A 23,390-nucleotide genomic window follows, 5' to 3' on the forward strand; every position below is an offset into this window, starting at 1 on the left:
AGGTCCACCGTGACCCAACCCCGGCTCGGCGTCGTCGGCTACCTGCGGTGGGGCTGGCGGCAGCTGACGAGCATGCGCACGGCGCTCTTCCTGCTGCTGCTCCTCGCCATCGGCGCCGTCCCCGGCTCGGTCTTCCCGCAGCGCAGCATCGACCCGGCGCGCACCGAGGACTGGATCTCCCGGCACGAGACGACCGGGCCGTGGCTCGACAAGCTCGGCGCCTTCGAGGTCTACAGCTCGCCGTGGTTCTCCGCGATCTACCTGCTGCTCTTCATCTCGCTCATCGGGTGCATCGTCCCGCGCACCGCCGTGCACTGGAAGGCCATGCGCGACAAGCCTCCTCGTGCGCCCAAGCGGCTCGCCCGGCTCGAGGCCCACGCCGCCGGCGAGGTCGAGGGCGACCTCGCCGAGGTGCGCGAGGCCGCGACCCGCGTGCTGCGCCGGCGGCGCTACCGCGTCGCCAGCCACGACGACGCCTCCGTCTCCGCCGAGACCGGCTACCTCAAGGAGACGGGCAACCTCGTCTTCCACACCGCCCTCGTCACGCTGATCATCGGCGTCGCCGTCGGGCACCTGTGGGGCTGGAAGGCCGATATCGTCGTCCCCGCCGGGGACTCCTTCGTCAACACCGTGACGCGTTACGACACCTTCGCGCCGGGGCCGCTCGTCGACGAGTCGGACCTCGCCCCCTTCGGCATGACGGTCACGAAGATGACCGCGGACTTCAACGACCGCGAGCCCGGGACGCAGACCTTCGGGCAACCGCGCGACTTCGAGGCGCACGTCACGGGCACGACCGCCGACGGCGATGAGTTCAGCGACGTCATCAAGGTCAACCACCCCCTCGAGATGGAGGACGCGACCGTCTTCCTCCTCGGCAACGGCTACGCGCCTGTCGTCACCGTCAAGGACGCCGACGGCAAGGTCCTGTACTCGGGGGCCACCCCCTTCCTCGCGCAGGACGGCAACTACCGCTCGACCGGCGCGATCAAGGTCGGGGCCGCCTCGCCGGAGCAGTTCGGCTTCATGGGGCTCTTCCTGCCGACCTCCTACATCGACCCCGACCAGGGCCCGATCTCGGTCTTCCCCGACACCCGCAGCCCGGCGCTCGCGCTCAGCATGTACACCGGCGAGCTCTACCCCGGCGGGGCGCCGCAGTCGGTCTTCACGCTCGACACCGACTCCATGGCCAAGGTCGAGAATGCCGACGGCACCGACCAGCTGCGGCTGTGGCTGGAGCCCGGCGAGGGGGCCAAGCTGCCCGACGGGCGCGGCACGATCAGCTTCGACGGGGTGGAGCGCTTCGCCGGCCTCTCCGTGCGGCACGACCCGGGCAAGGGGCTGACCCTGTGGTCGGCGCTCGCTGCGCTGGCTGGCCTGATCACGACCCTGACCATCAAGCGCCGCCGCGTCTTCGTGCGTCTCGTCCAGGTGGGCGAGGTCGTGCGGGTGGAGGTCGCTGGTATGAGCAAGGACGACGACGAGGGCATCCTCGGGGTGGTCCAGGAGATCCGCGACGAGCTCGTGGGAGAATCGAGGACATGATGACGAACGCGATGCTGGCCCAGTACGCCAACTACTCGCTGGCCGCGGCCGCGCTGGTGATCACCGTGGCGATGCTCGGCTACGCCCTGTACCTCGCGCAGGCGGTGCCGGTGCGCGAGCGCGACGAGGTGGCAGCCAAAGTCCCTGCTGCTGTGGGCGCTCCTGCCACGGACGAAGGGGGCGACGCACCCGCCGAGACCGGCACCGCGACCGCTGTGGAGACCCCGATGCGGGCGCGCAAGGCCGCCGGTGTCGCCGGCTCCCTCTCGTGGCTCGGTGCGGGGTTCCTGCTGCTGTCGTTCGCGCTGCGGGGGTTCGCGGTGGACCGATTCCCCCTGGGCAACCTCTTCGAGTTCAGCATCGGCGCAGCCTTCTTCGCCATGGCGACGTTCAGCGTGGCCAAGTCGCGGCGTGACCTGCGCTGGCTCGGGGTCTTCGTCACGGCCTTCGTGGTGCTGCTGCTCATGATCGCCTCGACCTCCTGGTACGTCGAGGCCGACGAGGTCGTGCCCTCGCTGCAGTCCTACTGGCTGCCGATCCACGTGACCGTCGCCACCCTCGCCGTCGGTGTCCTCACCGTCGGCGCCATCGTCAGCGGGCTCTACCTGCTCAGCGACCGCGAGGTCGGTGGCGAGCGGTTCTGGCGCAAGCTGCCGTCAGCTCCGGCGCTGGAGAGGTTCTCCTACTCCCTGCACATCATCGGCTTCCCGCTGTGGACCTTCACCCTCATCGCCGGCGCCATCTGGGCCCGCGAGGCCTGGGGCGCGTACTGGACCTGGGACCCCAAGGAGGTGTGGACCTTCGTCATCTGGACGGTCTACGCCGCCTACCTGCACGCCCGCGCGACGAAGAACACCCCACGTCGCACGGCGAACTGGATCGCCATCGCGGGCTTCGTGTGCATCATCATCAACTACACGGTCGTGAACTTCTACTTCATCGGCATGCACAGCTACGCCCAGTGAGGCACTACATGGTCCGCTACACCCTGCTCCGCCTGATGATCTTCTTCGGCTGCCTCGCGGCCCTGTGGCTCGTCGGCCTGCGCGAGCCCACCGAGCTGCCCTGGCTCGTCGTCACCGCGGCGATCGCCTCGATGCTCATCTCGATGGTCGTGCTCAAGCCCTTCCGCGCCGAGATGGTCCAGCAGATCCAGGACCGCCAGGAGGCCAAGGCCCGCGCCCGGGCCGCCCGCCCCGACACCGACGAGGCCGTCGAGGACGGCCGGGGATCGAGCGAGGGCAAGGCCGAGACCGGGTCCGAGGCCGAGGAGCCCGAGACCTTCCGCTGAGGTCGGGACCTCGCTCGCCCCACGATTTCCGGGTCACCCGAGAAACTGCCCCTTGGCAAGAGTTTCAAACTCTTGCCAAGGGGCAGTTTCTCTTGCGGAGTGCCGAAGGGGGGTCAGCGCGCGAGCGGCGCGAAGAGCCAGATCGCCCACATCAGCTCAGCGAAGCCGGTGAGCCCGAGGGCCGGGATGAGTGCCTTGCCGGTCGCGCCGGAGCGCACCGCCTGGATCCCGGGCCAGGCGATGACCAGGCCCAGCAGGCCGATCGGGGCCCACGGGCGCCAGATCGCCATGAGCAGGGTGCACAGGATCGTCACGCCGAAGAGCCCGAGGTAGAGCTGACGGGTGCGCGTGTCACCGAGCCGGACCGCGAGCGTGGTCTTGCCGGTCACCGAGTCGGTGGGGATGTCGCGCAGGTTGTTGGCGACGAGGATCGCGCTGGCGAGGGCGCCGACGCCGATCGCGCCGAGCACACCGACCGCGGTGATCGAGCCGATCTGGGTGTACTGCGTGCCGAGCGTCGCGACAAGCCCGAAGAAGATGAAGACGTAGACCTCGCCGAGGCCGCGGTAGCCGTAGGGGTTGTCGCCGCCGGTGTAGCGCCAGGCCGCGAGGATCGCCAAGGCACCGATGGGGATCATGATCCACGCCTGGCTGAGCGCGACGAGCGCGAACCCGACGAAGGCGCCGATGCCGAAGAAGGTGAAGGCCATGAGCTTGACGTTGGCCGGGTCGGCGAGGCGCTGGCCGACGAGCCGCACCGGCCCGACCCGCTCCTCGTCGGTGCCGCGGATGCCGTCGCTGTAGTCGTTGGCGTAGTTGACGCCGACCTGCAGGCAGCACGAGACGATCAGGGCCAGCAGCGCGAGGCCGAGGTTGGCCCCCTTCGTCCCCTCCTCGACGTCCCGGTTGGCTGCTGCGGCGGCGGTGCCGACGATGACGGGGGCGAGTGCTGCGGGGAGGGTTCGCGGACGGGCGCCGGCGACCCACTGCTTGATGGTGGCCACGAGAGGCGATCTTACGAGGCGGTCAGCCCCCGAGCAGACGCGCCACGGCGGCACGGTCCGGCTTGCCCGGCCCGCGCATCGGCAGTTCGGGCACGACGACGACGCGGCGGGGGAGCGCGGCGGCCTCGAGGTGCGGCCGGAGCATCTCGCGGATCTCGCCGACCCCGGCGTCGGGGACCGGGCCGACCGGCGGGCCGCCGGGCGAGGTGACCACGACGAGCGCGACGGCCTGGCCCCATTCGGGGTCGGGGACGCCGACGACGACCGCCTCGGTCACGGCGGGCACGTGGGCGAGGACGGCTTCCTCGACGACGCGGGGTGCGACCTTGAGGCCGCCGGTGTTGATGAGGTCGTCGGCGCGGCCGGTGACGCTCACCCGACCCTTGTCGTCGACGCTGCCGAGGTCGCCGGTGCGGAACCAGCGCTGGCCCCCTTCGCTGCGGAAGGCGCCGGTGTCCGCGCCGAGGTAGCCGTGGGCGACGACCGGGCCACCGATCTCGAGGGCACCGGCGGCGTCGGTGCGCACCGCGACGCCCTGCAACGGCTGGCCGTTGTAGACGCAACCACCGCCGGTCTCGGACATGCCATAGGTGGTCACCACGCGCACGCCCTCTGAGCGCGCGCGGTCGAGCAGCGCCCCGGGAGTGGCGGCCCCGCCCACGAGGATCGCGTCGAAGCGTCGCAGCGCCTCGAGCCCGAGCGGGTCGTCGACGAGCCGGGCGAGCAGGGTCGGCACGAGCGAGGTGTAGCGCCGCTCGGCGTGCATGCCGGCCGTCGCCTCCACCAGCGCGAAGGGGGTGACCCCCGACGGGTCCAGCGCCACCGGTGTCGTGCCGGCGGCGATGCTGCGCAGCAGCACCTGCAGACCGCCGATGTGGTGCGGCGGCAGCGCGAGCAGCCACTGACCGTGCCCGCCGAGCCGCTGCGCGGTCGCCTCGGCGCTCGCGATGAGGTTGGCGGCGGTGAGCAGCGAGAGCTTCGGCGTGCCGGTCGAGCCGGAGGTCGCGATGGCGACGGCCAGGTCGGCGGGCAGCTCGCCCTCGGGCAGGCTCGGGGTCTCGCCGGGCGCGTGCGGGTGGATCGGCGCGGTGCCGGTCAGTGCCTGCTCGAGCGCGGGCAGCGCGTCGAGCGCGGCCAGGCCGGCGGGGAGGGGGAGGGGGGTGATCGGCACGGGACTCATCCTCTCCCATCGTCGCTGGCGTGCTCGGCCACCCGAGGTCCTCGGTGGAAATCTTGACTCCGCTCGTAGATTGACCTCGTGAGTCAGGGGCCTCTGGAGAGCGAGACGTGTCGGGACGTCGTCGTGCCGGCGCTGCACTCCTCCGGGTGGGACCCGGCGGACATCCGAGAGCAGTACCCGGTCAAGGCGACCAGGAGCCTGCGGCTGGGGCGGCGCAGGCGAGAGCTGGGTGACGGCTTCGTCGACTACGTGCTCGAGGTCGACCAGGTACCCGTGGCTGTGGTCGAGGCCAAGCGCGCCTACCGATCGGCGTCGGACGGCCTGCAGCAGGCGGTGCGGTACGCGCAGCAGCTCGACGTGCCGCTCGCGTACTCCACCAACGGTGCAGAGATCATCGAGCGGGACATGGTCTCGGGCCATGAGCGTCGTGTCGACGGATTTGCTACTCCGCCGGAAGCGTGGTCGAGCTTCGTTCGGCTGCACGACCTCGACCCTGGTGGAGCGGACCTGCAGGCGCGTGGCTTCAACCGGCAGCAGAGGCTGGCCTCAGGAGATGTGCAGGAGCCCCGCTGGTACCAGGCCGTCGCGATCCGCCGGGTGCTCACCGAGATCGCTCGAGGTGAGCGCCGGGTTCTGCTCCTCATGGCCACGGGCACGGGCAAGACCTTCACCGCCATGCAGATCGTGCATCTGGTGCGGGAGCATGCGCGGGTCGTCACCCCCGAGCGCAACTACCGGGTCCTCTACCTCGCAGACCGCGACGCGCTGGTCGCCGATCCCATGGACAAGACCTTCCGGGTGGCCTTCGGTGGGGAGCCGCTCTTCCGGGTGGGGGGCACGGCCAACCTCAATCGCGAGGTCTACTTCGCGACCTATCAGTCCCTGGTGCAGGGTGACGAAGACCGACTCGACGAGTACCGGTCGGACTTCTTCGATCTCGTCATCGTCGACGAGTGCCACCGTGGGAGCGCCTCGGAGAACTCGTCGTGGCGCCGGATCCTCGACCACTTCGGCGGGGCGATCCAGCTCGGCCTGACGGCCACGCCGAAGCAGGACGACACGGTCGACACCTACCGGTACTTCGGCGATCCCGTCTTCACGTACTCGCTGCGGCAGGGCATCGAGGAGGGCTATCTCGCCCCCTACCGCGTGCGACGGGTCACGCTGAGTCCCGATGCTGACGGTTGGGAGCCGACGCCCGGGCAGGTGGACCGCTTCGGCCGCGAGATCCCGCAGGGCGTCTACACCACCCGGGACTTCGAGCGGCTGCTCCGCCTGCTGGCGCGCACGGATCTGGCGGCGGCCTACATCTCCGACCTGCTGCGCGCTGACCCCACGGCCCGGACGATGATCTTCTGCGTCGACGCCCAGCACGCCGACGACATGCGTCAGGCGTTGGTCAACGCCAACCCGGATCTGGTGGCGGCCGACCCGGAGTGGGCAGTACGCATCGTCGGTGTCGAAGGGGAGAAGACCCGCCTCCTGGAGGCCTTCTGCGACCCGCGGCAGGACTCGCCGGTCGTGGCGACGACGTCCCGGCTGCTGTCGACGGGCATCGACGTGCCCGATCTCAAGTACGTCGTGATCTTTCGCGCCGTCGGGTCGATCGTGGAGTTCAAGCAGATCGTGGGGCGTGGCACTCGCCTGTACCCGGACAAGGACAAGACGTCCTTCGAGATCGTCGACTTCGTCGGGGCGACGCGGCACTTCGAGGACCCTGACTTCGATGGTTATCCCGTGCGAATCATCTGCGACCCGCCGCTGGAGGGCGGCGGTAGCGACGAAGGGGGCGATGCCGCCGTGCACGAGCCCGAGCCTCCATTCGTCGTGCACAACCCGGGCGACCCGGACGTTGGAGGTCCGCCGTCGCCCGACCACGACCCTGAGCATCAGGGCAGGCCGACCTTCGTCGTCGACGAGGGGGGCTTCTCGGTGGTCTCCGAGTCGCTCCATGTGGTCGACCACTCCAGCGGAAAGCTGCGGTTGACCGAGTACGGCGAGTTCGTCGCGGGCGTGGTCCGCCGGGTGGCGCCGACGCCCAGCGACCTGGCGCGCCAGTGGTCACGGAGGCCGTCGCGCGATGAAGTGCTGACCCTCCTCGAGGACGAGGGCATCGAGGTCGACGCGCTGCTGCCGGTCGGCGAAGGGGACGTGGATCCGTTCGACTTCCTCGTCCAGCTCGCGTGGGGCCTGCCCTCGCGGACGCGAGCCGAGAGGGCGCGGCGGGTGCGAGAGCGTCACCACGCCGATCTCGAGCGGCGCTCCCAGCTGGCGCGAGAGGTGCTGACGCGCCTGCTCGACGTCTACGCGGAGCGAGGCATCGACGAGGTCTCGCCGGAGCGACTGCGCCTGCCCGAGATCGTCCCCTTGGGGACGGTGCGCGAGATCGCCGGGGCCTTTGGCGACCCGGCGGACATGCATGCTGCGATCGACGAGCTGCAGGAGTGGCTGTACACGGACGAGTCGGCGTGAGCGCAAAACTAAAGATTTCGTTGAGTTTCGTCGGTGATAGGCTGCGTCAATGCCCGGCTCTCGACAGGATCTGCGTCAGCAGCTGAGCGCGCTCGCCTTCCAGCAGGCTGGCTACTTCACGGCTGCTCAGGCCCTCGAGGTCGGGTACTCCTACCAAGCGCAGAAGTACCACGCCGACCACGGCAACTGGGTGCGTGTGCAGCGGGCCCTTTTCCGGCTGCCGGGGTGGCCCAGCGAGGCGACCGACGCCTACGCCCGTTGGTCGGTCTGGTCCCGTGGGTGCGGGGTGGTGTCCCACGAGTCGGCCCTGACTGCCCACGACCTGTCCGACGTCAACCCCGCCCAGGTCCACCTGACGGTCCCGGCGGACTTCCGTGCGTCCGACAGCGCCGTGGTGCTGCATCGGGGTGAGGTGCCGAGCGATGACATCGAGCAGCGCCCCGGGTGGCGGGTGACCGCGCCCCTGCGCACCCTGATCGACGTCGCCGGATCAGACACTCCGCTCGAGTTCGTCGAGGACGCCGTCGCCGACGCACTCGAGCGCGGGCTGGTGACCCCGAGGCGCCTGACCTCGGGTGCGACGTCCCGCGGCGGACGGGCCGCGGAGCGCCTCCCGGACGTCCTTGCCCGGATCGGGGCCGGGTGACCTCGCCACGCGCCCAGGGCCTGGGCGATCGGATCCGCATCGCTGCTCAGGATCGCGCCCAGGACGCGCAGCGTCTGCGCCGTGGACTGGTCTTCCAGCGACTCCTCGCCCGCTTGGCTCCCCATGGCCTGGTCCTCAAGGGCGGGTACTGCCTGGAGGTGCGTCTGGGGCAGATCGCGCGCACCACACAGGACATCGATCTCGTGGGCTGGCTGGCTCTCGCGTCCGACCCCGATGACCTGCTCGATGCGCTCGAGGGCGCCATGCTCGGTGACTTCGATGACGGGTTCTCTTTCCGTGTCGCAGCGCCACGCAGGCTGCGTGGCGAGGAGGCGACCAGCCCGGCGTGGCGTGTTCCCGTCGAGGCGCTGGTTGACGGTGCCCACTTCGCTCACATCAAGCTCGACCTTGTCGGTCAGCTCGACGAGGTCGAGGGAGCGACCGAGCTGATCGAGGTCCGCGCCCCGATCGCGGCGCCGACGTGCGGGGCCGTCTCCGTCACGGCAGTTGACGTCTATCAGCACGCAGCAGAGAAGCTGCACGCATACTCGCGGCTGTACGCCGGCGGCCGCCCATCTTCCCGGGTCAAGGATCTCGTCGACCTCGTCCTGCTCATCGATGCGGGACTGCTGGTCGACGCCCGGCGTCTCGGCACGTGGTTGGCAGTCGTGTGGAGCGTTCGCGATCGGACCCAGCCGCCGGCGTCGCTCCCTTCGCCACCGCCCACCTGGGCCGACGACATGGCCCGGCTCCTCGGGGGCCACGGGCCGCCCGACCTCTCCCTGTCGGCCGCGCATGATCTGGTGGCCACTCTTTATGCCTCTGCCATCGACGACGAAGGAACCTCCGCGTGACCCCTCCCCGGACCAAGAAGTCCAGCCAGCCGCCGACGACCCGTGCGCGACTCCAGTCGGTGATCAAGGAGTCGCGCAACATCATGCGCAAGGACGCCGGTCTCAACGGTGAGCTCGACCGGTTGCCACAACTGGCGTGGCTGCTCTTCCTGCGGGCCCTCGACGAGGTCGAGGTGGAGCGCCAGATGAAGGACCCCGAATACGTCCCGGCAGTGGTGGGCCGGTACCGGTGGTGCGAGTGGACGCAGGGAGACCTGACTGGACCGGCCCTGCTCACCTTCGTCGACGAGCAGCTGCTTCCGCATCTGCGCGAGCTGCGGGGTTCGGGCCGCGCCGGTGACCCCAAGGACACCGTGGCGCAGATCTTCCAGTACATCGCCAACCGGATGCACAGCGGGTATCTGCTGGCAGATCTCGTCGCCCAGCTCGACAAGATCGACTTCGCCAACGCGGACGACATCCACACCATGGCCCATCTCTACGAGTCGATGCTCAAGGAGATGCGGGATGCCGCCGGTGATTCGGGCGAGTTCTACACGCCGCGCCCGCTCGTGCGCTTCATGACCGAGATGGTCGACCCGCAACCGGGCGAGGTGGTCTTGGACCCGGCCATGGGCACCGGGGGGTTCCTCGTGGAGGCCTTCGACCACATGAGCCGGCAGGCAACCACCACGCGTCAGCTCGAGGCAGTCCAGGAGGGAATCCGCGGCACGGAGAAGAAGTCGATGCCGTACCTGCTCGCGCAGATGAACTTCCTGCTCCACGGCATCGACCGCCCTTTGGTGGTGCAGACCAATGCCCTGGACGTCACCGTCGCCGAGATGCGCAACCACGGGGTGGACGTCGTCCTCACCAACCCGCCCTTCGGCGGGGAGGAAGAAAAGGGGGTCCAGGGCAACTTCCCGAGCGGGATGCGGACCGCGGAGACCGTGTGGCTCTTCCTGCAGGCCGTGCTGGCGCGCCTGGACAAGAAGAAGGGGCGGTGCGCCATCGTCGTGCCGAACTCGGTGCTCTTCGACCAGGGCATCGGCGCCCGGGTGAAGAAGGCGCTGATGAAGGACTACAACCTCCACACCGTGCTGCGCCTGCCGAACGGTGTTTTTGCGCCGTACACGCTCATCCCGAGCAATGTGCTCTTCTTCGACCGCGGCATGCAGCAGGACCACGTCTGGTTCTACGAACACCCGTTGCCCGAGGGGCGCAAGAACTACACGAAGACCAAGCCGCTTGCGTATGACGAGTTCGCCGAATGCGCCGCGTGGTGGGGTGGACGTGAGCGTGAGGGGCGAAGGGAGACCGAGCGGGCCTGGCAGGTGCCCGTCGCGGAGATCTTCGAGTCCGGCTACAACCTCGACCTGCGCAACCCGAACCGGCCCGATGACCTGACGCACCGTCCGCCGGCGGAGCTGATCGCCGAGCTCATCGAGACCGAGCGCGAGATGCTCAGCCTGCTCAAGCAGCTGGAGCGGGAGATCAAGGACTTCGCGCAGTGAGTGTTGAGTGGGTGCGCGTCGGAGACGTAGCTGCGCAGAGCAAGGATGTCGTAACGGTCGAGCTGGACCAGACCTACAAGACGTTGGGTGTACTGAACCGAGGGCGGGGAATCTTTGAGCGAACTCCTACCCGCGGCGCTGAGACCAAGTACCCGCGCTTCACCCGAGTGCGTCCAGGACAACTCGTGTACAGCAAGCTTTTCGGGTGGGAAGGATCGATCGCGGTTATCCAAGACGGGCTCGAGGGATTCGTAGTGTCCCCAGAGTTTCCCGTCTTCGATTTGAGCCACAAGGTTGACCCCAGTTACGTGGGCCACGTGGTCGCTTGGGATGGGTTCGTTTCGCAGATGGCGTCTGCAACGACTGGCCTGGGCCAGCGACGCCAGCGTGTGAACGTGTCGGACTTCTTGGACCTTCGAATGCCACTGCCGCCCATCGACGAGCAGCGCAGCATCGCCGCCCACCTTGACGGTGTGGCCGCTGTCACCCAGCAGGGTTCAACCGATCTATCGGTCGAGGCCGTGATTCATGCTTTGGTCCGGTCTGCAATTGACGCTCCACGCGCTCGGCTTGGCGACGTGATGGTTATGGACCGTCAGTTCATCGAGTTGGATGAGCGGGAGAGTTACCGAGCAATTGGTATCCGCGGCTTCGGGAGGGGGCTGATTAGGTATCCCGCTGTGCCGCGGGAGCAGTTGTCAAAATTGCGGTACTTCGATGTGAAGCCCTTCCGCCTCCTTGTCAGCAACATCAAGGCGTGGGAGGGGGCTGTCGCGCAGACCACTGCCGATGATCTTGCCCTCGTGGGGAGCAATAGATTCCTGCAGTATGAGGTTTCGTCTCCCCACGTTTCGTTGGACTGGGTGCTGGCCTACCTCTCTAGCCCAGAGGGGACCGCCGCCATGAGCGCGGCATCTCCGGGGTCAGCTGACAGGAACCGTACTTTGAGTATCCGGTCGTTTGAATCATTAGAGATGCCTGTTCCCTCCGCGGCGGTTCAAGGTCATGTTGCGGAACTGCGGGAAATCGGTCGTCGATTCGCGAAACTGGCGCATCGGAAATCGGCGCTCATCCAGGCGCTCCTCCCCGCGGCACGCAACGAGATCTTCACCGCGATGCGGTGACGCTGCACCACTCATCGCCCGCGATGATGACGTGGTCGAGGAAACGCAGTCCGACCTCGCCGCATGCCTGCCGCAGCCGCCGCGTGACGGCGACGTCCTCGGCGCTGGGTTCGACCCCGCCGCCGGGGTGGTTGTGTGCCACTGCGATCGCCGCAGCGTCGTGGCGCAGGGCGATCGACAGCACCTCGCGGACCGGCACGAAGCTGCTGGTGGCTCCGCCGCTCGCGACGGTCTCGATGCGACGGACCCGGTTGCGCCCGTCGAGCAGCACCAACAGCACTCGTTCGGTTCGCGCTCGCCCAATCCGGCGCGCCGCGATCGCGGCGATGTCTGCCGAGGTGGTCACCGCCGCGCCTTCGTGAGAGGTGATCCGATCGGCCAAGGCGAAGGCCGCCACGAGTCGGCAGGCCTTGGCGGGTCCTACGCCGGGCGTCCGTGACAGCTCGTCGACGTCTGCCCGCGCCAGCCCGCCGACGCCGCCCCACTCGGTCAGCAGCGACCGAGCCAGGGCCATCACCCCTTCGCCCTGCCGCCCCGTGCCGAGGTGGACCGCGACGAGCTCCGCATCCGACAGCGCGCCCGCCCCGAGTGCCATGAGCCGCTCGCGCGGTTGGTCGGAGGTCAGGCGGTCATCGGGCACCCGTCGACGCTAGAGCAGTCGGCGACGACGCGCCCCGCGCCATCCACAGGGCCTCAGCCCCAGAAGATGCTGGTGGGGTCCTCGTCGATCTCCGCCAACAGCTCGGCTGCCGAGCCGCTGAAGACCGTGCCCTCGCGGTACTCGTGCCAGCGACTGTTGCGATCAGGCCAGTGCAGCGTCCACCGCCGCTCTTCGGGGACGTACCGCAGCTGAGCCAGGGGTTGGTGGGTCCAGTCCCCTTCGCCGTCCCAGGGAGCGCGCGTCTCGCAGATGGTGACGTGGCGGCCCCGCACGTGGTGCTCGGCCCGGACCTCGTCGGCGAACCGCACCGGCCACTTCTCCCCGCAGTACGCCGCGATCCGGAGCAGGTCGGTCTCGGGCAGCAGTACTCCGCCCATCAGAAGTACCAGGGGAAGGGCGACCAGTCCGGGTCACGCTTCTCGAGGAACTGGTCGCGACCCTCGACCGCCTCGTCGGTCATGTACGCCAGACGGGTCGCCTCGCCCGCGAAGACCTGCTGGCCCATGAGCCCGTCGTCGGTGAGGTTGAAGGCGAACTTGAGCATCCGGATCGCGGTGGGGGACTTCGCCATGATCTCGCGGGCCATCTGCAGCGCCTCGGTCTCGAGCTCGGCGTGGTCGACGACGGCGTTGACCGCGCCCATCTCGTACATCTCCTGGCCGGTGTAGGCGCGGCCGAGGAAGAAGATCTCGCGAGCGCGCTTCTGCCCCACCATCTTTGCGAGGTAGGCGCTGCCGTAGCCGCCGTCGAAGGAGCCGACGTCGGCGTCGGTCTGCTTGAAGCGGGCGTGCTGGCTGGCGAGGGTCATGTCGCACACGACGTGCAGCGAGTGCCCGCCGCCGGCGGCCCAGCCGCCGACGAGCGCGATGACGACCTTGGGCATGGTGCGGATGAGGCGCTGGACCTCGAGGATGTGGAGGCGCCCCCCTTCGGCCTTGACCCGACGCTCGTCGATGCCGGCCGCGGAGTCGTCGCCACCGGGGTCGGCGGCGTACTGGTAGCCCGAGCGGCCGCGGATGCGCTGGTCGCCGCCGGTGCAGAAGGACCAGCCCTCGGTCGTCGCGCTGCTGCCCTCGCGCGGGGTCGGGCCGTTGCCCGTGAGCAGGACGACGCCGACGTCGGGGGTGCGGCGGGCGTGGTCGAGGGTGCGGTAGAGCTCGTCGACGGTGTGCGGCCGGAAGGCGTTGAGGATCTCCGGACGGTCGAAGGCGATGCGCACGCAACCGACGTCCTTGGCGCGGTGGTAGGTCAGGTCGGTGAGGTCCTCGAAGCCGGGGACCACCTCCCAGGCCTGCGGGTCGAAGGTCTCGCTGACGTTGTCCAGTGCGCTCACGGGGGCGAGCCTAACCACCGCGAGGACGAAGGGGGCCGCCCCCGTCAGGCGACGAGGCTGACGAGCAGGACCATCGGCAGCGAGACGACGGCGCCGAGCGAGGTCGCCAGGGTGAGCGTCTTGAGCGCGCCCTTGGTCGACAGGCCGAGCAGGCTCTTGAACATCCAGAAGAAGTTGCTGTTGACGTGCAGGGCAAACATCGCGCCCGAGGCGATGGCGAGCGCGACGACGACCGGCGCGACGCCGGTCGAGGCGACGACCGGGCCGATGATGCCGGAGGCGGTGATCGCCCCCACCGACACCGAGCCGATGGCGAAGTGCAGCAGGGCCGCGATGAACCACGCGAGCAGCACGGTGATGAGCACGGGTGCGCCGGCGTCGGCGGCGAAGAGGCCCTCGAGCGTCTTGTCGAGGCCGGTTTCGGTGATGACCGCGCCGAGCGAGCCGCCGATGCCGGTGATGAGCAGGATCTCGCCGGTCGTGCGGAAGCCGCTCGAGAGGGCGTGCTCGGTGCCCTCGGAGCCGAGCGTCGAGCGGCCGATGACGAAGGCGATGAGCAGGCCGATGAAGAGCGCGATGTTGGCATCGCCGACGAAGGCGATGGCCGCATTGCTCGCCCCGAAGAGGTCCATGAAGGCGCCGAAGGCGATGAGCACGAGCGGCACGAGGATCGGGGTGAGGCGCAGCAGCAGCGGCAGACGAAGCGCCTGCTCGGGCACGGCGTCCGGGTCGTCCAGGTCGGCGTCGGCGGAGCTGCCCGTGCCCTCGTGCCCGAGGTCCCCGCGGGCGAGGTAGGCGGCGTGGCCCGGGTTGTCGGGGTGCTCCTCCTCGTCGGGGTCGACGTCGGTGCGCTCGTCCCAGAAGCGGGTCTGCAGCAGCAGTCGGAAGAGGAAGGTGGTGAGCAGCGCGGTGGCGATGCCGATCGGCGCACCGAAGATCAGGTACTCGCCGAGCGGGAGCTTCAGCTGCCCGGCGACGGCGACCGCGGCCAGACCCGGCACGACGAAGACGTAGCCGGCGAAGATGCCGATGCCGATGGCGCCGGCGAGCCACGGCAGACCCTTGCGACGGTCGACGACCGGTGCCGCCTGCCGGGCCATCGGCGAGGCGAGGACGACCTGCACATCGACGTAGATCGAGGGGAAGATCGCCGACAGGGCGGCGGTCATCGCATAGGGGAGCTTGCGGCCGACCCGGCGAGCGATGATCTCCACGAGCGCCCGGAAGGTGCCCGTCGCCTGCAGGAGCGAGCCGATGAGCACGCCGAAGCCGATGAGCAGACCGACCTCGCCCATGATCTCGCCGAAGCCGGTCGTGATCGCCGCGACGGTGTCAGCCGGCCCCACCCCCGCCGACAGGCCGAGGAAGACCGACGAGATGATCAACGAGATCACCGGGTCGACCTTGAAGCGGAGGATGAGCACGATCGCCAGGGCGATCGCGACGAGCGTCAGTGCGATGTCCACGGCAGTCGACCCTACGCGTCCGTGAGCACGGTCACACCTCCGGTCCGCGACCCGAGGTGGCGCCGTCGACCCCCCTTCGCGTCTGATGGAGCCATGACCGAATCCCACGTCGCCCTGGTCACCGGTGCCTCCTCGGGCATCGGCGAGGCCGCCGCCGTCGCCCTCGCCGAGGCGGGGTGGGCCGTCGTCGGGGCCGCCCGGCGCCTCGAGCGCCTCGAGTCCCTCCGCGCGAAGGGGGTGACCCCGCACGTCGTCGACGTGAGCGACGACGACTCGATGGTGACCCTCGTCGACGATGTCGTCGCCGAGCACGGCCGCATCGACGTCCTCGTCAACAACGCCGGCTACTCGGTCTTCGGTGCGGTCGAGGACGTCCCCGTCGAGGTGGCCCGGCGCCAGCTCGAGGTCAACGTGCTCGGGCTGTCGCGGATGAGCCAGCTCGTGCTGCCGCACATGCGCGCTGCCGGCGCCGGACGGATCATCAACATCGCATCCGTCGCCGGCCACGTGAGCGAGCCGCTCGGCGGCTGGTACCACGCGAGCAAGTACGCGGTCGAGGCCCTCAGCGACGCGATGCGGATGGAGCTGGCGCCGCACGGCGTGCGCGTGGCGATCATCGAGCCGGGAGCGATCCGCACCGAGTTCGGCGACATCGCGGCGGACTCGCTCGCCGAGTACTCCGGCTCGGGTGCCTACGCCGCGCAGGCGCGTCGGATGGCCCGGGCGCACGAGCGGATGTTCGGCGCCGATGCCGCCGAGGTCGACGTCGTCGTCGACGCGATCGTCCACGCGGCGACGGCGCGCCGCCCGCGCAGCCGCTACCAGGTGCCCGCCTCCGCCCGGGCGATGGTCGCGGCGACCAAGGTCGTGCCCAGCCCGGTGATGGACGCGGTGATGGGGCGCATGTTCGGCACGCACCGTCGCTGACGTCGCGCGCGGGCCCGACTGAGGCAGGCTGTCCCCCATGGCGACCACGCAGTCGACCCGGGTGCGCCGGGCAGTCCAGCGGTACGCCGCGAGCTTCGACGAGCTGCGCGGCGTCACCGACGCCTACGTCACGCTCGTCACCCGGCTGCTCGACGACGCCGGTATCAACTACCTGACCGTCACCGGTCGGACGAAGTCGGTCGAGTCCTTCGCCGGCAAGGCCGCCCGCCGCCTGCCGGGTGGTCGGATGGCCCACCCCAAGCCGCTCACCGACATCACCGACCAGGTCGGGGTGCGGGTCGTCACCTATGTCCTCGCCGACGTCGACGCGGTCGCGCAACTGCTCTCCTCGCAGCTCGAGGTCCACGAGGACCGCGACATGGGCCAGGAGACGGCGGCGGCCGGACGCTTCGGCTACTCCAGCCGGCACCTGCTCGTGGGGCTGGGCGAGGACCGGGACGAGCCGGGCATCCCGCCCGCGCGGCCGGCGTCGGTGCAGATCCGCACCGTGCTCCAGCACGCGTGGGCCGAGTTCGAGCACGACGTGCGCTACAAGGGCTCGGTCTCGGCCGAGCACGCACCCGACTTCGACCGTCGCTTCACCCTCGCCGCCGGCCTGCTCGAGCTGGCCGACCAGCAGTTCTCCGCGATCCGTGACCGCCACCGCGACGAGCTGACCTCGCCGGCCGACGGCGACGACGACGACCCGCGGATCAGCCCGACCGACCTCGCGGCCTTCCTCGCCGGGCAGTTCACCGATGCCGGCTGGTCGCGCACCGACCACTACGCGTGGATCAGCGGCCTGCTCCTCGAGCTCGGCATCAGCTCGCTGTCCGAGCTGCGCGAGGTGCTGCGCGAGGTCGACGTCCCCGCCATCGACCACCACATGGGCTACCGCTACCCGCCCGGTGCGGTGCGCCGCCTCGACGACGCCCTGCTGTCGGTCTACGGCGAGCGCTACATCGCGCTCCACGGCAATGCCCACCGGCTCGCCCTCCTGCGCGCCCGGCTGGCTCGCCTCGCGGACTAACGTCGGGGCATGGCCCTGCACCTGTACTCGCTGACCGTCGACGCCCGCGACCACCGGGCCCTGGCCCGGTGGTGGGCCGACGTCCTCGGGTGGCGGATCGGCTACGAGGACGAGCACGAGTGCGAGGTGCTCCCGCCGGAGGCGAGCCCCGACCCCGTCGACGAGACCGCTAGCTGGCTGGCCCGCCGCACGATGCTCAGCTTCGTCCCGGTCCCCGAGGGCAAGACCGTCAAGAACCGGCTGCACATCGACCTCGCCCCGCACATCGGCCAGGACCGTGACGCGGAGATCGAGGCACTGCTGGCGAAGGGAGCCACCCGCGCCGCCGTCGGTCAGGACGACGACGAGGTGACGTGGACGGTGCTCGCCGACCCGGAGGGCAATGAGTTCTGCGTGCTCTCCAGCCGCGACCGATGACCACGGCCGTCACCGTCGACGAGCTGCTCGACGGGCTGCACGTCGTCGTCCTGCCGCTCGCCACCCGGTTTCGTGGGGTGGCCGAGCGCGAGGTCGCCCTCGTGGAGGGACCGGCCGGCTGGGGGGAGTTCGCCCCCTTCGTCGAGTACGCCCCGCCCGAGGCCGCCCGCTGGCTCGACGCCACGATCGAGGCGGCGTGGGACGGGTGGCCGACCCCGTTGCGGACCGAGGTGCCGGTCAACGCAACGGTCCCCGCGGTGGCCGCTGAGCAGGTGGCCGGGGTGCTCGCCCGCTACGACGGCTGCACGACCGCCAAGGTCAAGGTCGCCGAGCGCGGGCAGCCGCTCGCCGACGACCTCGACCGGGTCGCGGCCGTGCGCGACGTCATGGGCGCCGACGCCCGGGTGCGCGTCGACGCCAACGGCGGCTGGTCGCTCACCGAGGCCGTCGACGCGGTGGCGGCGCTCGCCCCCTTCGGTCTGGAGTACGTCGAGCAGCCGTGCGCCGACGTCCGCGACCTCGCCCGGCTGCGGGTCGAGCTGGCCCGCCGCGGGCTGGCGGTGCCGGTCGCGGCCGACGAGTCGATCCGCAAGGCGGAGGACCCCCTCGAGGTCGCCCGGCTCGGCGCCGCCGACGTCGTGGTCGTCAAGGTCGCGCCGCTCGGCGGGGTCCGCTCCGCCCTGCGCATCGTCGAGGACTGCGGGCTGCCCGCGGTCGTCTCCTCGGCCATCGACTCCAGCATCGGGCTGCGCGCGGGCGTCGCCCTCGCCGCGGCCCTCCCACGGCTCGAGCACGCCTGCGGACTGGGCACGGGCGCCCTGCTCACGGCCGACGTCACCGCCGACCCCATGGTGCCGGTCGCCGGTGCGCTGGGGGTGCGTGACGTCGTCGTCGACCCCGACCGGCTGGCGGCGCACGCGGCGCCTCCGGAGCGGGTGGCGTGGTGGCGCGAGCGGGTCCGGGCCACCCACGCAGCGCGGGGCTGACGGTCCACACACCCGGTGGCCTGGGTCCCACGGTCCACAGCCACGACGAAGGGGGCCCCTCCCGCCCCGTCAGCCGGTTGGCTTCGGGCATGGAGATCTCGACCCTCACCCCCGTCGACCTCACCGACGTCGCGGCCCGTCTCGAGCGGGCGGCGGGGCGTGTCGACGTGTGCGCCACCCAGGCGCGCGTTGCCACGTCGACGACCTGGCGCGGCGAGGCGGCCACGCTGCACCGCGACCGGGTCGGCGAGCACGCGAGCGACCTGCAGGCGCTCGCTCGCCGCCTGCGTGAGGCAGCCGGTCTGGTCCGCGATCTCGAGGCGGCCGCGCGACGGCGGATCGACCTGCTCGGCGACGTCGACATCACCGTCGGTGACTGGCCGGTCGGGGCGATCGGTCGTGGCTGAGATCCGGGTCAGCGGTGGCGTCGGAGGACTGTCGGTGGCGCTCGACGAGCTCGAGGCCGCGGCCGACGGGCTGGGTCGGGTCGCGACGGAGGTCGGTGAGGTCGCCGTCGCCGTGGGCCTCGTCGGACTCGACCCGAGACTGCAGCTCGCGGCGCTCACGGCGCCGCTGGAGTACCTCGCCGTGCAGCGCGCCGTCCTGACCTGCGTCGGGCCCACCGGAGCCGCGGGTCTGGCGGTCGACGTCGCCGCCACGGGTGTGGCGACACGGGCCGCGGTCCGGGCCTACCGCGAGGGCGAGCAGGCCGTCGAGGCCCTCGCCGACGGCGTCGCGACCGAGGTGGGTCGCTGGGTCGGCCGGTCCGTCGCGCCGACCGTCCTCGGGGCCGCGGTTGCCGTCGCGCCCGTGGCGGCCGTCGTGCTGTCGACCCCCGCCGGGCGCGACGCGGCCGTCGCGATCGGCCTCGGGCTGGGGCAGGAGGTCGACGAGATCCTCTTCGACCACCCGTGGCTCGTCCCGGCGGCCGCCGACGGTCTCGACGGACTGCTCATCGGTCTCGGCGAGGGTCTGCCCGCGCTCGGCGTGCTGCTCGCGTGGCGCAGCGGTGCCGCGGGGGTGCCCTACCCGCCGCGCGACCAGCGCGACGCGCTGGGTGTCGTGCTCGCCGCCTCCCGCGGCATCGCCCTCGACGAGTCGGGCCGGTCGGTCACCGTGAGCGCACGGCCGTCGGCCGCGGGCCGGCCGCCCACCGGTGTCGCCGACCTGGTCTCCAACCACGGCCCGACCTCGGGTGGCCGACGCGTGCGGGTCACCGGTATCCAGGGGCCCGACGGCAGCTGGAGCTGGGTCGTCGACGTCCCGGGCACGCAGACCTTCGACCCCCGGGCGGGCGACAACCCCTGGGACATGACGAGCAATGCGCTGCTCGTCGCCGGCCGGCACCCGCTCATCATGCAGGCGGTCGCCCGTGCCCTCGACGACGCCCGGCGCCGCGCGGGCGACACGAGCAGCGCGAGCCGGGTGATGCTCACCGGGCACAGCCAGGGCGGGCTCACGGCGGCGGCGCTCGCCGCCGACCCGACCTTCCGCTCCCGCCACCGGGTCACCCACGTCGTCACCTCGGGGGCGCCCGTCGCGGCGCTCGCCGTGCCCGAGGGGGTCAGCGTGCTCAGCCTCGAGCACGACGAGGACCTCGTGCCCGGTCTCGAGGGCGATGACAACCCCGACCGCCGCGACTGGGTCACCGTCGAGAGGTCGCTCGCCGACGACCTCAGGGCCGACGCTCGGTCGTCGCAGGCGCACGACAACGCGGCATACGTCGACACGGCCCGCCAGGTCGACGCGAGCGACGACCCGTCGGTGCAGGCCTGGCGTGACGGGGCGGCCCCCTTCGTCGGGTCGCCACTGGCCACGACGGTCACCACCGACTACGACGTCGTGCGCCGATGAGCGCCGTCGTCGTCGGGCCCTGCGGGCTCCAGTGGCAGGATCGGGCGCGTGAACCCCTCGACCGCCGGTGCCCGCGTGCTCCTCGACGAGCTCGTCCGCCTCGGGGTGCGCGAGCTCGTCCTGTGCCCGGGGTCCCGCTCGGCGCCGCTGGCCTACGCCGCCCATGACCTCGACGCGGCCGGGCGGCTGCGGCTGCACGTGCGGGTCGACGAGCGCAGCGCGGCCTTCCTCGCGCTCGGCCTGGCCAAGACCTCGCGCCGCCCCGCAGCCGTCGTCACGACGAGCGGAACCGCGGTCGCCAACCTCCACCCGGCCGTCCTCGAGGCGCACCACGGTGCCGTCCCGCTGCTGCTGCTCACGGCCGACCGCCCGCCCGAGCTGCGCGGTGTCGGGGCCAACCAGGCGACCGTCCAGCCAGGGGTCTTCGGTGACACGGTGCGCCTCGCTCTCGAGCTCGAGACGCCCGCGGACCCCGACCGGCAGGCGCCGGCGTGGCGCACGGCAGCCGCCCGGGCCGTCGCCGCCGCCACCGGGGCGCTCGGCGGTGCGGGCACGGCCGGGCCGGTCCACCTCGACCTGCCCTACCGCGACCCGCTCGCGCCCGGTGCTCTCGCCGTCGACCCGCACCCGGCGCTCGCGGGCCGCCCGGACGACGCGCCGTGGGTCACGCTGGCCGCGCCCCCGGCGGTCCTCGACGGACCCGGGGCCCCGCTCGTGCACGACGCCCGCACCCTCGTCGTGGTCGGTGAGCTCCCGACCGTCGAGCACCGGGCAGCGGCCCTGGCGTGGGCCGACCACCACGCAGCCCCCGTCATCGCCGAGCCGGGCCCCGGCACGGGCCGGCTGGTGCTCCCACACGGTGACCGGCTGCTCGCCGCGACCGACTGGGTGGGCGAGCACCTCCCTTCGCGCGTCGTCGTCGTCGGCCGCCCCACCCTCGGCCGGGCCGTCCCCGCGCTGACCCGCACCCCCGGTCTGCGGGTCGAGGTCGTCACGAGCGGCGAGCCCGGCGCCGACGGGTGGGCCGACGCCACCCACGCTGCTGCGGCCGTCCATCCCTTCGCGGCGCTGCGGACCGACGGCGAGGGCCAGGAGCCGACCCCCTTCGCCCGCGAGTGGCTGGCCGCCGGAGAGGCCGTCGCCGCCGCGCTCGCGCCCACCGGCGACCACCTCGACGGGCCCGCCGTGGCCCGTGCCGTGCACGAGGCGGTGCCCGACGGTGCGGCACTCTTCCTCGGCAGCAGCAGCGTCGCCCGCGACCTCGGCCACGGGGTCGCGCGCGTGCGCGACGCGGTCGAGGTGGTGACCAGCCGCGGGCTCGCCGGCATCGACGGCTGCGTCTCGACCGCGGTCGGTCTGGCGCTCTCCCGCAGCGGCCCGACGGTGGCCGTGCTCGGTGACCTGACCTTCCTCCACGACGCCAACGGCCTGCTCGTCGGCCCCGACGAACCACGCCCGGACCTGACGATCGTCGTCGTCGACGACGACGGGGGGAGCATCTTCACGACGCTCGAGTACGGCGCCGACGAGCTCGCCGGACCGATGCGCCGGCTCTTCACGACGCCGACGGGCACCGACATCGAGGTGCTCTGCGCCGCCCACGGGGTGCCGGCGACGACGGCGACGTCGGCGGAGCAGCTCTCCGCGCTCGTCGCGCGCCCGAGCGAGGGGATCCGGGTCGTGCGGGTGCCGGTCGACGGGGCCGCGCGCCGCGAGGCGGGGCGGCTGGCCCGCGAGACGGTCGTGGCGGCGCTGGGCGGGCGGGACTAACCGCCCAGGGCGGTGCGCATCGGCAGCAGTTTGGCCACCGACTCGGCGACCTCGTCGGCGGCGACCGAGCCGGCGACGATGCCGCAGCCGGCGTAGAGCCGCAGCGACCGGGCGCTCTCGTAGGCGCCGCAGCGCAGGGCGATGCCCCACTCGCCGTCACCGGAGGCGTCCATCCAGCCCACGGGGCCGGCGTAGCGGCCCCGGTCCATCTGCTCGAGCTCGCCGATGACGTCGTCGGCGAGGAGGGTGGGCGTGCCGCACACGGCGGCGCTGGGGTGCAGCGACGCGGCCAGCGCGAGCGACGTGGAGTCGTCGTCGACGACGCCCGCGACATCGGTCGCCAGGTGCATGACGTTGTTGAGGTGCAGGACGAAGGGGGAGTCCGGCACGTTGATCGACGAGGTGTGCGCGGCGAGGGCGTCGGCGACCGAACGCACGGCGTACTCGTGCTCCTCGAGGTCCTTGCTGCTGCGGGCGAGGGACCCGGCGAGGGCCAGGTCGTGGCTGTCGTCGCCGGTGCGCCGGATCGTGCCAGCGAGCACCCGCGAGGTCACGAGGCCCCGCTCGAGGCGCACGAGCATCTCGGGGGTGGCGCCGACGAGACCGTCGACGGCGAAGACCCACGTCGTGTCGTAGTCGTAGGCGAGCCGGGCGAGCACCCAACGCGGGTCGATGCGCCGGGTGGCGGTGGCGCGCACGGACCGGGCGAGCACGACCTTGTCGAGGTCGCCGGCGTTGATCCGGGAGACTGCCTCGTCGACGGCCTCGGCCCAGCGGTCGGCGGCGAGGTCGAGGTCGGCGAACTCGACCGCACCCGGTCCCTGCGGCGCGGGCTGCCGGTCGAGCGGCTCGTCGGCGGCTGGGACGGTCGCGTCGGTCGTGATCGTCGTGACCCAGGCCAGGTCGCCGCGGCGGCCGACGACGACCTCGGGGACGACGAGGACCGACTCGGTGCCCGACCGACGCGAGTAGGCCATCGAGCCGAAGGCGATCGGACCGGTGCCCGGCTCGTCGACGTCGTCGCGGACGATCGCCTCCGCCGTCACCTGGCGCCACCACTCCTGGGCCTGCTCGAAGCGCTCCGGCCCGCTCGCGGTGAAGGTGGCCACCCGGCCCCAGCCGACGAAGCCCTCGCCCTTGCGCACCCACGAGACGACGTCGCCGGCGTCCTCGGGCTCGGGGAGGAGCGAGAGCAGGTCCGCGACGCGTGCCGTGGGGAGGGCGATGGTGCGGACGACGAGAGCGGGGTGGGGGACGCCGCGCGGGGTGGGGGCGTCGGCAGGCGAAGGGGAAGACATGTCGGGCATCAGCCTACGGCGGCGGGTGCGAGGATGAGG

At 71.5% G+C, this 23,390-nt stretch carries 22 protein-coding genes; 15 read left to right on the forward strand and 7 right to left on the reverse strand.

Annotated features, from left to right (window positions below):
* Nucleotides 1-9 precede the first annotated feature (9 nt).
* Genes resB through NYE39_RS13295 form a run of 3 tightly spaced genes read left to right on the forward strand, consistent with a single transcriptional unit; the run spans nucleotide 10 to nucleotide 2,836 of the window.
* Nucleotides 10-1,545, forward strand: coding sequence for a cytochrome c biogenesis protein ResB (gene resB / locus NYE39_RS13285; RefSeq protein ID WP_341012944.1), 1,536 nt, complete (start codon nucleotides 10-12; stop codon nucleotides 1,543-1,545).
* On the forward strand, nucleotides 1,542-2,510 hold the full coding sequence (ccsB, locus tag NYE39_RS13290; protein ID WP_226282933.1) for a c-type cytochrome biogenesis protein CcsB: 969 nt from the start codon (nucleotides 1,542-1,544) through the stop codon (nucleotides 2,508-2,510). The genes resB and ccsB overlap by 4 nt, the downstream gene beginning before the upstream one ends.
* An 8-nt stretch (nucleotides 2,511-2,518) precedes the next feature.
* Nucleotides 2,519-2,836 (forward strand): DUF4229 domain-containing protein, encoded by a 318-nt coding sequence (locus tag NYE39_RS13295; RefSeq protein WP_084449927.1) that lies wholly within the window; start codon nucleotides 2,519-2,521, stop codon nucleotides 2,834-2,836.
* Between the two features lie 113 nt (nucleotides 2,837-2,949).
* Here the strand turns inward: NYE39_RS13295 and NYE39_RS13300 are convergent, their stop codons facing one another.
* Together NYE39_RS13300 and menE are read right to left on the reverse strand one after the other, a co-directional pair.
* Nucleotides 2,950-3,840 carry a 1,4-dihydroxy-2-naphthoate polyprenyltransferase gene (locus NYE39_RS13300; RefSeq protein ID WP_072623660.1) on the reverse strand — a complete coding sequence of 297 codons (891 nt, stop codon included), beginning with the start codon at nucleotides 3,838-3,840 and terminating at the stop codon, nucleotides 2,950-2,952.
* A 22-nt stretch (nucleotides 3,841-3,862) separates the two neighbouring features.
* Nucleotides 3,863-5,011: an o-succinylbenzoate--CoA ligase gene (menE, locus tag NYE39_RS13305; protein WP_445667075.1), complete on the reverse strand. Its 1,149-nt coding sequence runs from the start codon at nucleotides 5,009-5,011 to the stop codon at nucleotides 3,863-3,865.
* Between the two features lie 87 nt (nucleotides 5,012-5,098).
* Between menE and hsdR the strand changes: the two genes are divergently transcribed.
* The 5 genes from hsdR to NYE39_RS13330 are packed head-to-tail and all read left to right on the forward strand — an operon-like array spanning nucleotide 5,099 to nucleotide 11,609.
* The gene (gene hsdR / locus NYE39_RS13310) at nucleotides 5,099-7,492 is read left to right on the forward strand and encodes an EcoAI/FtnUII family type I restriction enzme subunit R (RefSeq protein WP_341012946.1); all 2,394 of its coding nucleotides are present in this window, start codon (nucleotides 5,099-5,101) and stop codon (nucleotides 7,490-7,492) included.
* A gap of 49 nt (nucleotides 7,493-7,541) precedes the next feature.
* Nucleotides 7,542-8,138 (forward strand): type IV toxin-antitoxin system AbiEi family antitoxin domain-containing protein, encoded by a 597-nt coding sequence (locus NYE39_RS13315; protein WP_072623663.1) that lies wholly within the window; start codon nucleotides 7,542-7,544, stop codon nucleotides 8,136-8,138.
* On the forward strand, nucleotides 8,135-8,992 hold the full coding sequence (locus NYE39_RS13320) for a nucleotidyl transferase AbiEii/AbiGii toxin family protein (protein ID WP_341012947.1): 858 nt from the start codon (nucleotides 8,135-8,137) through the stop codon (nucleotides 8,990-8,992). The genes NYE39_RS13315 and NYE39_RS13320 overlap by 4 nt, the downstream gene beginning before the upstream one ends.
* On the forward strand, nucleotides 8,989-10,485 hold the full coding sequence (locus NYE39_RS13325) for a class I SAM-dependent DNA methyltransferase (protein ID WP_341012949.1): 1,497 nt from the start codon (nucleotides 8,989-8,991) through the stop codon (nucleotides 10,483-10,485). Before NYE39_RS13320 ends, NYE39_RS13325 begins: the two co-directional genes overlap by 4 nt.
* Nucleotides 10,486-10,496: 11 nt before the next feature.
* On the forward strand, nucleotides 10,497-11,609 hold the full coding sequence (locus NYE39_RS13330) for a restriction endonuclease subunit S (protein ID WP_341012950.1): 1,113 nt from the start codon (nucleotides 10,497-10,499) through the stop codon (nucleotides 11,607-11,609).
* Here NYE39_RS13330 and radC read toward each other — a convergent pair.
* Genes radC through NYE39_RS13350 form a run of 4 tightly spaced genes read right to left on the reverse strand, consistent with a single transcriptional unit; the run spans nucleotide 11,593 to nucleotide 15,069 of the window.
* Complete coding sequence (gene radC, locus NYE39_RS13335) at nucleotides 11,593-12,249, reverse strand: RadC family protein (RefSeq protein WP_341012951.1); 657 nt, start codon at nucleotides 12,247-12,249, stop codon at nucleotides 11,593-11,595. The two genes, NYE39_RS13330 and radC, sit on opposite strands and share 17 nt — an antisense overlap.
* 53 nt (nucleotides 12,250-12,302) lie before the next feature.
* Nucleotides 12,303-12,647 (reverse strand): DUF3024 domain-containing protein, encoded by a 345-nt coding sequence (locus NYE39_RS13340; RefSeq protein ID WP_341012952.1) that lies wholly within the window; start codon nucleotides 12,645-12,647, stop codon nucleotides 12,303-12,305.
* A complete protein-coding gene (locus NYE39_RS13345) occupies nucleotides 12,647-13,603 on the reverse strand; it encodes a 1,4-dihydroxy-2-naphthoyl-CoA synthase (RefSeq protein ID WP_341012953.1) in 957 nt (318 codons plus the stop codon). Before NYE39_RS13345 ends, NYE39_RS13340 begins: the two co-directional genes overlap by 1 nt.
* A 44-nt stretch (nucleotides 13,604-13,647) precedes the next feature.
* Nucleotides 13,648-15,069 (reverse strand): GntP family permease, encoded by a 1,422-nt coding sequence (locus NYE39_RS13350; RefSeq protein WP_341012954.1) that lies wholly within the window; start codon nucleotides 15,067-15,069, stop codon nucleotides 13,648-13,650.
* A gap of 93 nt (nucleotides 15,070-15,162) precedes the next feature.
* Here NYE39_RS13350 and NYE39_RS13355 point away from each other — a divergent pair, with 93 nt between their 5' ends.
* The 7 genes from NYE39_RS13355 (at nucleotide 15,163) to menD (ending at nucleotide 22,053) form a co-directional block, all read left to right on the forward strand.
* Nucleotides 15,163-15,996, forward strand: a complete 834-nt coding sequence (locus NYE39_RS13355; RefSeq protein ID WP_192911432.1) for an oxidoreductase — start codon at nucleotides 15,163-15,165, stop codon at nucleotides 15,994-15,996.
* A gap of 37 nt (nucleotides 15,997-16,033) precedes the next feature.
* Nucleotides 16,034-17,026 (forward strand): GTP pyrophosphokinase, encoded by a 993-nt coding sequence (locus NYE39_RS13360; RefSeq protein WP_185221500.1) that lies wholly within the window; start codon nucleotides 16,034-16,036, stop codon nucleotides 17,024-17,026.
* A 9-nt stretch (nucleotides 17,027-17,035) separates the two neighbouring features.
* The gene (locus NYE39_RS13365) at nucleotides 17,036-17,443 is read left to right on the forward strand and encodes a VOC family protein (protein WP_341012955.1); all 408 of its coding nucleotides are present in this window, start codon (nucleotides 17,036-17,038) and stop codon (nucleotides 17,441-17,443) included.
* Nucleotides 17,440-18,429 carry an o-succinylbenzoate synthase gene (locus NYE39_RS13370; RefSeq protein WP_341012956.1) on the forward strand — a complete coding sequence of 330 codons (990 nt, stop codon included), beginning with the start codon at nucleotides 17,440-17,442 and terminating at the stop codon, nucleotides 18,427-18,429. Before NYE39_RS13365 ends, NYE39_RS13370 begins: the two co-directional genes overlap by 4 nt.
* A gap of 89 nt (nucleotides 18,430-18,518) precedes the next feature.
* Nucleotides 18,519-18,836 (forward strand): hypothetical protein, encoded by a 318-nt coding sequence (locus tag NYE39_RS13375; RefSeq protein ID WP_341012957.1) that lies wholly within the window; start codon nucleotides 18,519-18,521, stop codon nucleotides 18,834-18,836.
* Nucleotides 18,829-20,283 (forward strand): hypothetical protein, encoded by a 1,455-nt coding sequence (locus tag NYE39_RS13380; protein WP_341012958.1) that lies wholly within the window; start codon nucleotides 18,829-18,831, stop codon nucleotides 20,281-20,283. The genes NYE39_RS13375 and NYE39_RS13380 overlap by 8 nt, the downstream gene beginning before the upstream one ends.
* Nucleotides 20,284-20,331: 48 nt before the next feature.
* Nucleotides 20,332-22,053 carry a 2-succinyl-5-enolpyruvyl-6-hydroxy-3-cyclohexene-1-carboxylic-acid synthase gene (gene menD, locus NYE39_RS13385; RefSeq protein WP_341012959.1) on the forward strand — a complete coding sequence of 574 codons (1,722 nt, stop codon included), beginning with the start codon at nucleotides 20,332-20,334 and terminating at the stop codon, nucleotides 22,051-22,053.
* On the opposite strand, the gene NYE39_RS13390 is transcribed toward menD, so the two are convergent.
* Complete coding sequence (locus NYE39_RS13390) at nucleotides 22,050-23,351, reverse strand: isochorismate synthase (RefSeq protein WP_072626084.1); 1,302 nt, start codon at nucleotides 23,349-23,351, stop codon at nucleotides 22,050-22,052. The two genes, menD and NYE39_RS13390, sit on opposite strands and share 4 nt — an antisense overlap.
* Between the last annotated feature and the right edge of the window lie 39 nt (nucleotides 23,352-23,390).

Origin of the sequence: Janibacter sp. FSL W8-0316, from assembly GCF_038004165.1 — a bacterium.
In the GTDB taxonomy this organism is placed as follows: Bacteria; Actinomycetota; Actinomycetes; order Actinomycetales; family Dermatophilaceae; genus Janibacter; species Janibacter indicus.

Coding starts and splice junctions, on each gene's coding strand:
- ccsB (WP_226282933.1), top strand. CDS start 1,542: ATGATGACGAACGCGATGCTGGCCCAGTACGCCAACTACTCGCTGGCC.
- NYE39_RS13295 (WP_084449927.1), top strand. CDS start 2,519: ATGGTCCGCTACACCCTGCTCCGCCTGATGATCTTCTTCGGCTGCCTC.
- NYE39_RS13315 (WP_072623663.1), top strand. CDS start 7,542: ATGCCCGGCTCTCGACAGGATCTGCGTCAGCAGCTGAGCGCGCTCGCC.
- NYE39_RS13340 (WP_341012952.1), bottom strand. CDS start 12,647: ATGGGCGGAGTACTGCTGCCCGAGACCGACCTGCTCCGGATCGCGGCG.
- NYE39_RS13355 (WP_192911432.1), top strand. CDS start 15,163: ATGACCGAATCCCACGTCGCCCTGGTCACCGGTGCCTCCTCGGGCATC.
- NYE39_RS13360 (WP_185221500.1), top strand. CDS start 16,034: ATGGCGACCACGCAGTCGACCCGGGTGCGCCGGGCAGTCCAGCGGTAC.
- NYE39_RS13365 (WP_341012955.1), top strand. CDS start 17,036: ATGGCCCTGCACCTGTACTCGCTGACCGTCGACGCCCGCGACCACCGG.
- NYE39_RS13370 (WP_341012956.1), top strand. CDS start 17,440: ATGACCACGGCCGTCACCGTCGACGAGCTGCTCGACGGGCTGCACGTC.
- NYE39_RS13375 (WP_341012957.1), top strand. CDS start 18,519: ATGGAGATCTCGACCCTCACCCCCGTCGACCTCACCGACGTCGCGGCC.
- NYE39_RS13390 (WP_072626084.1), bottom strand. CDS start 23,351: ATGTCTTCCCCTTCGCCTGCCGACGCCCCCACCCCGCGCGGCGTCCCC.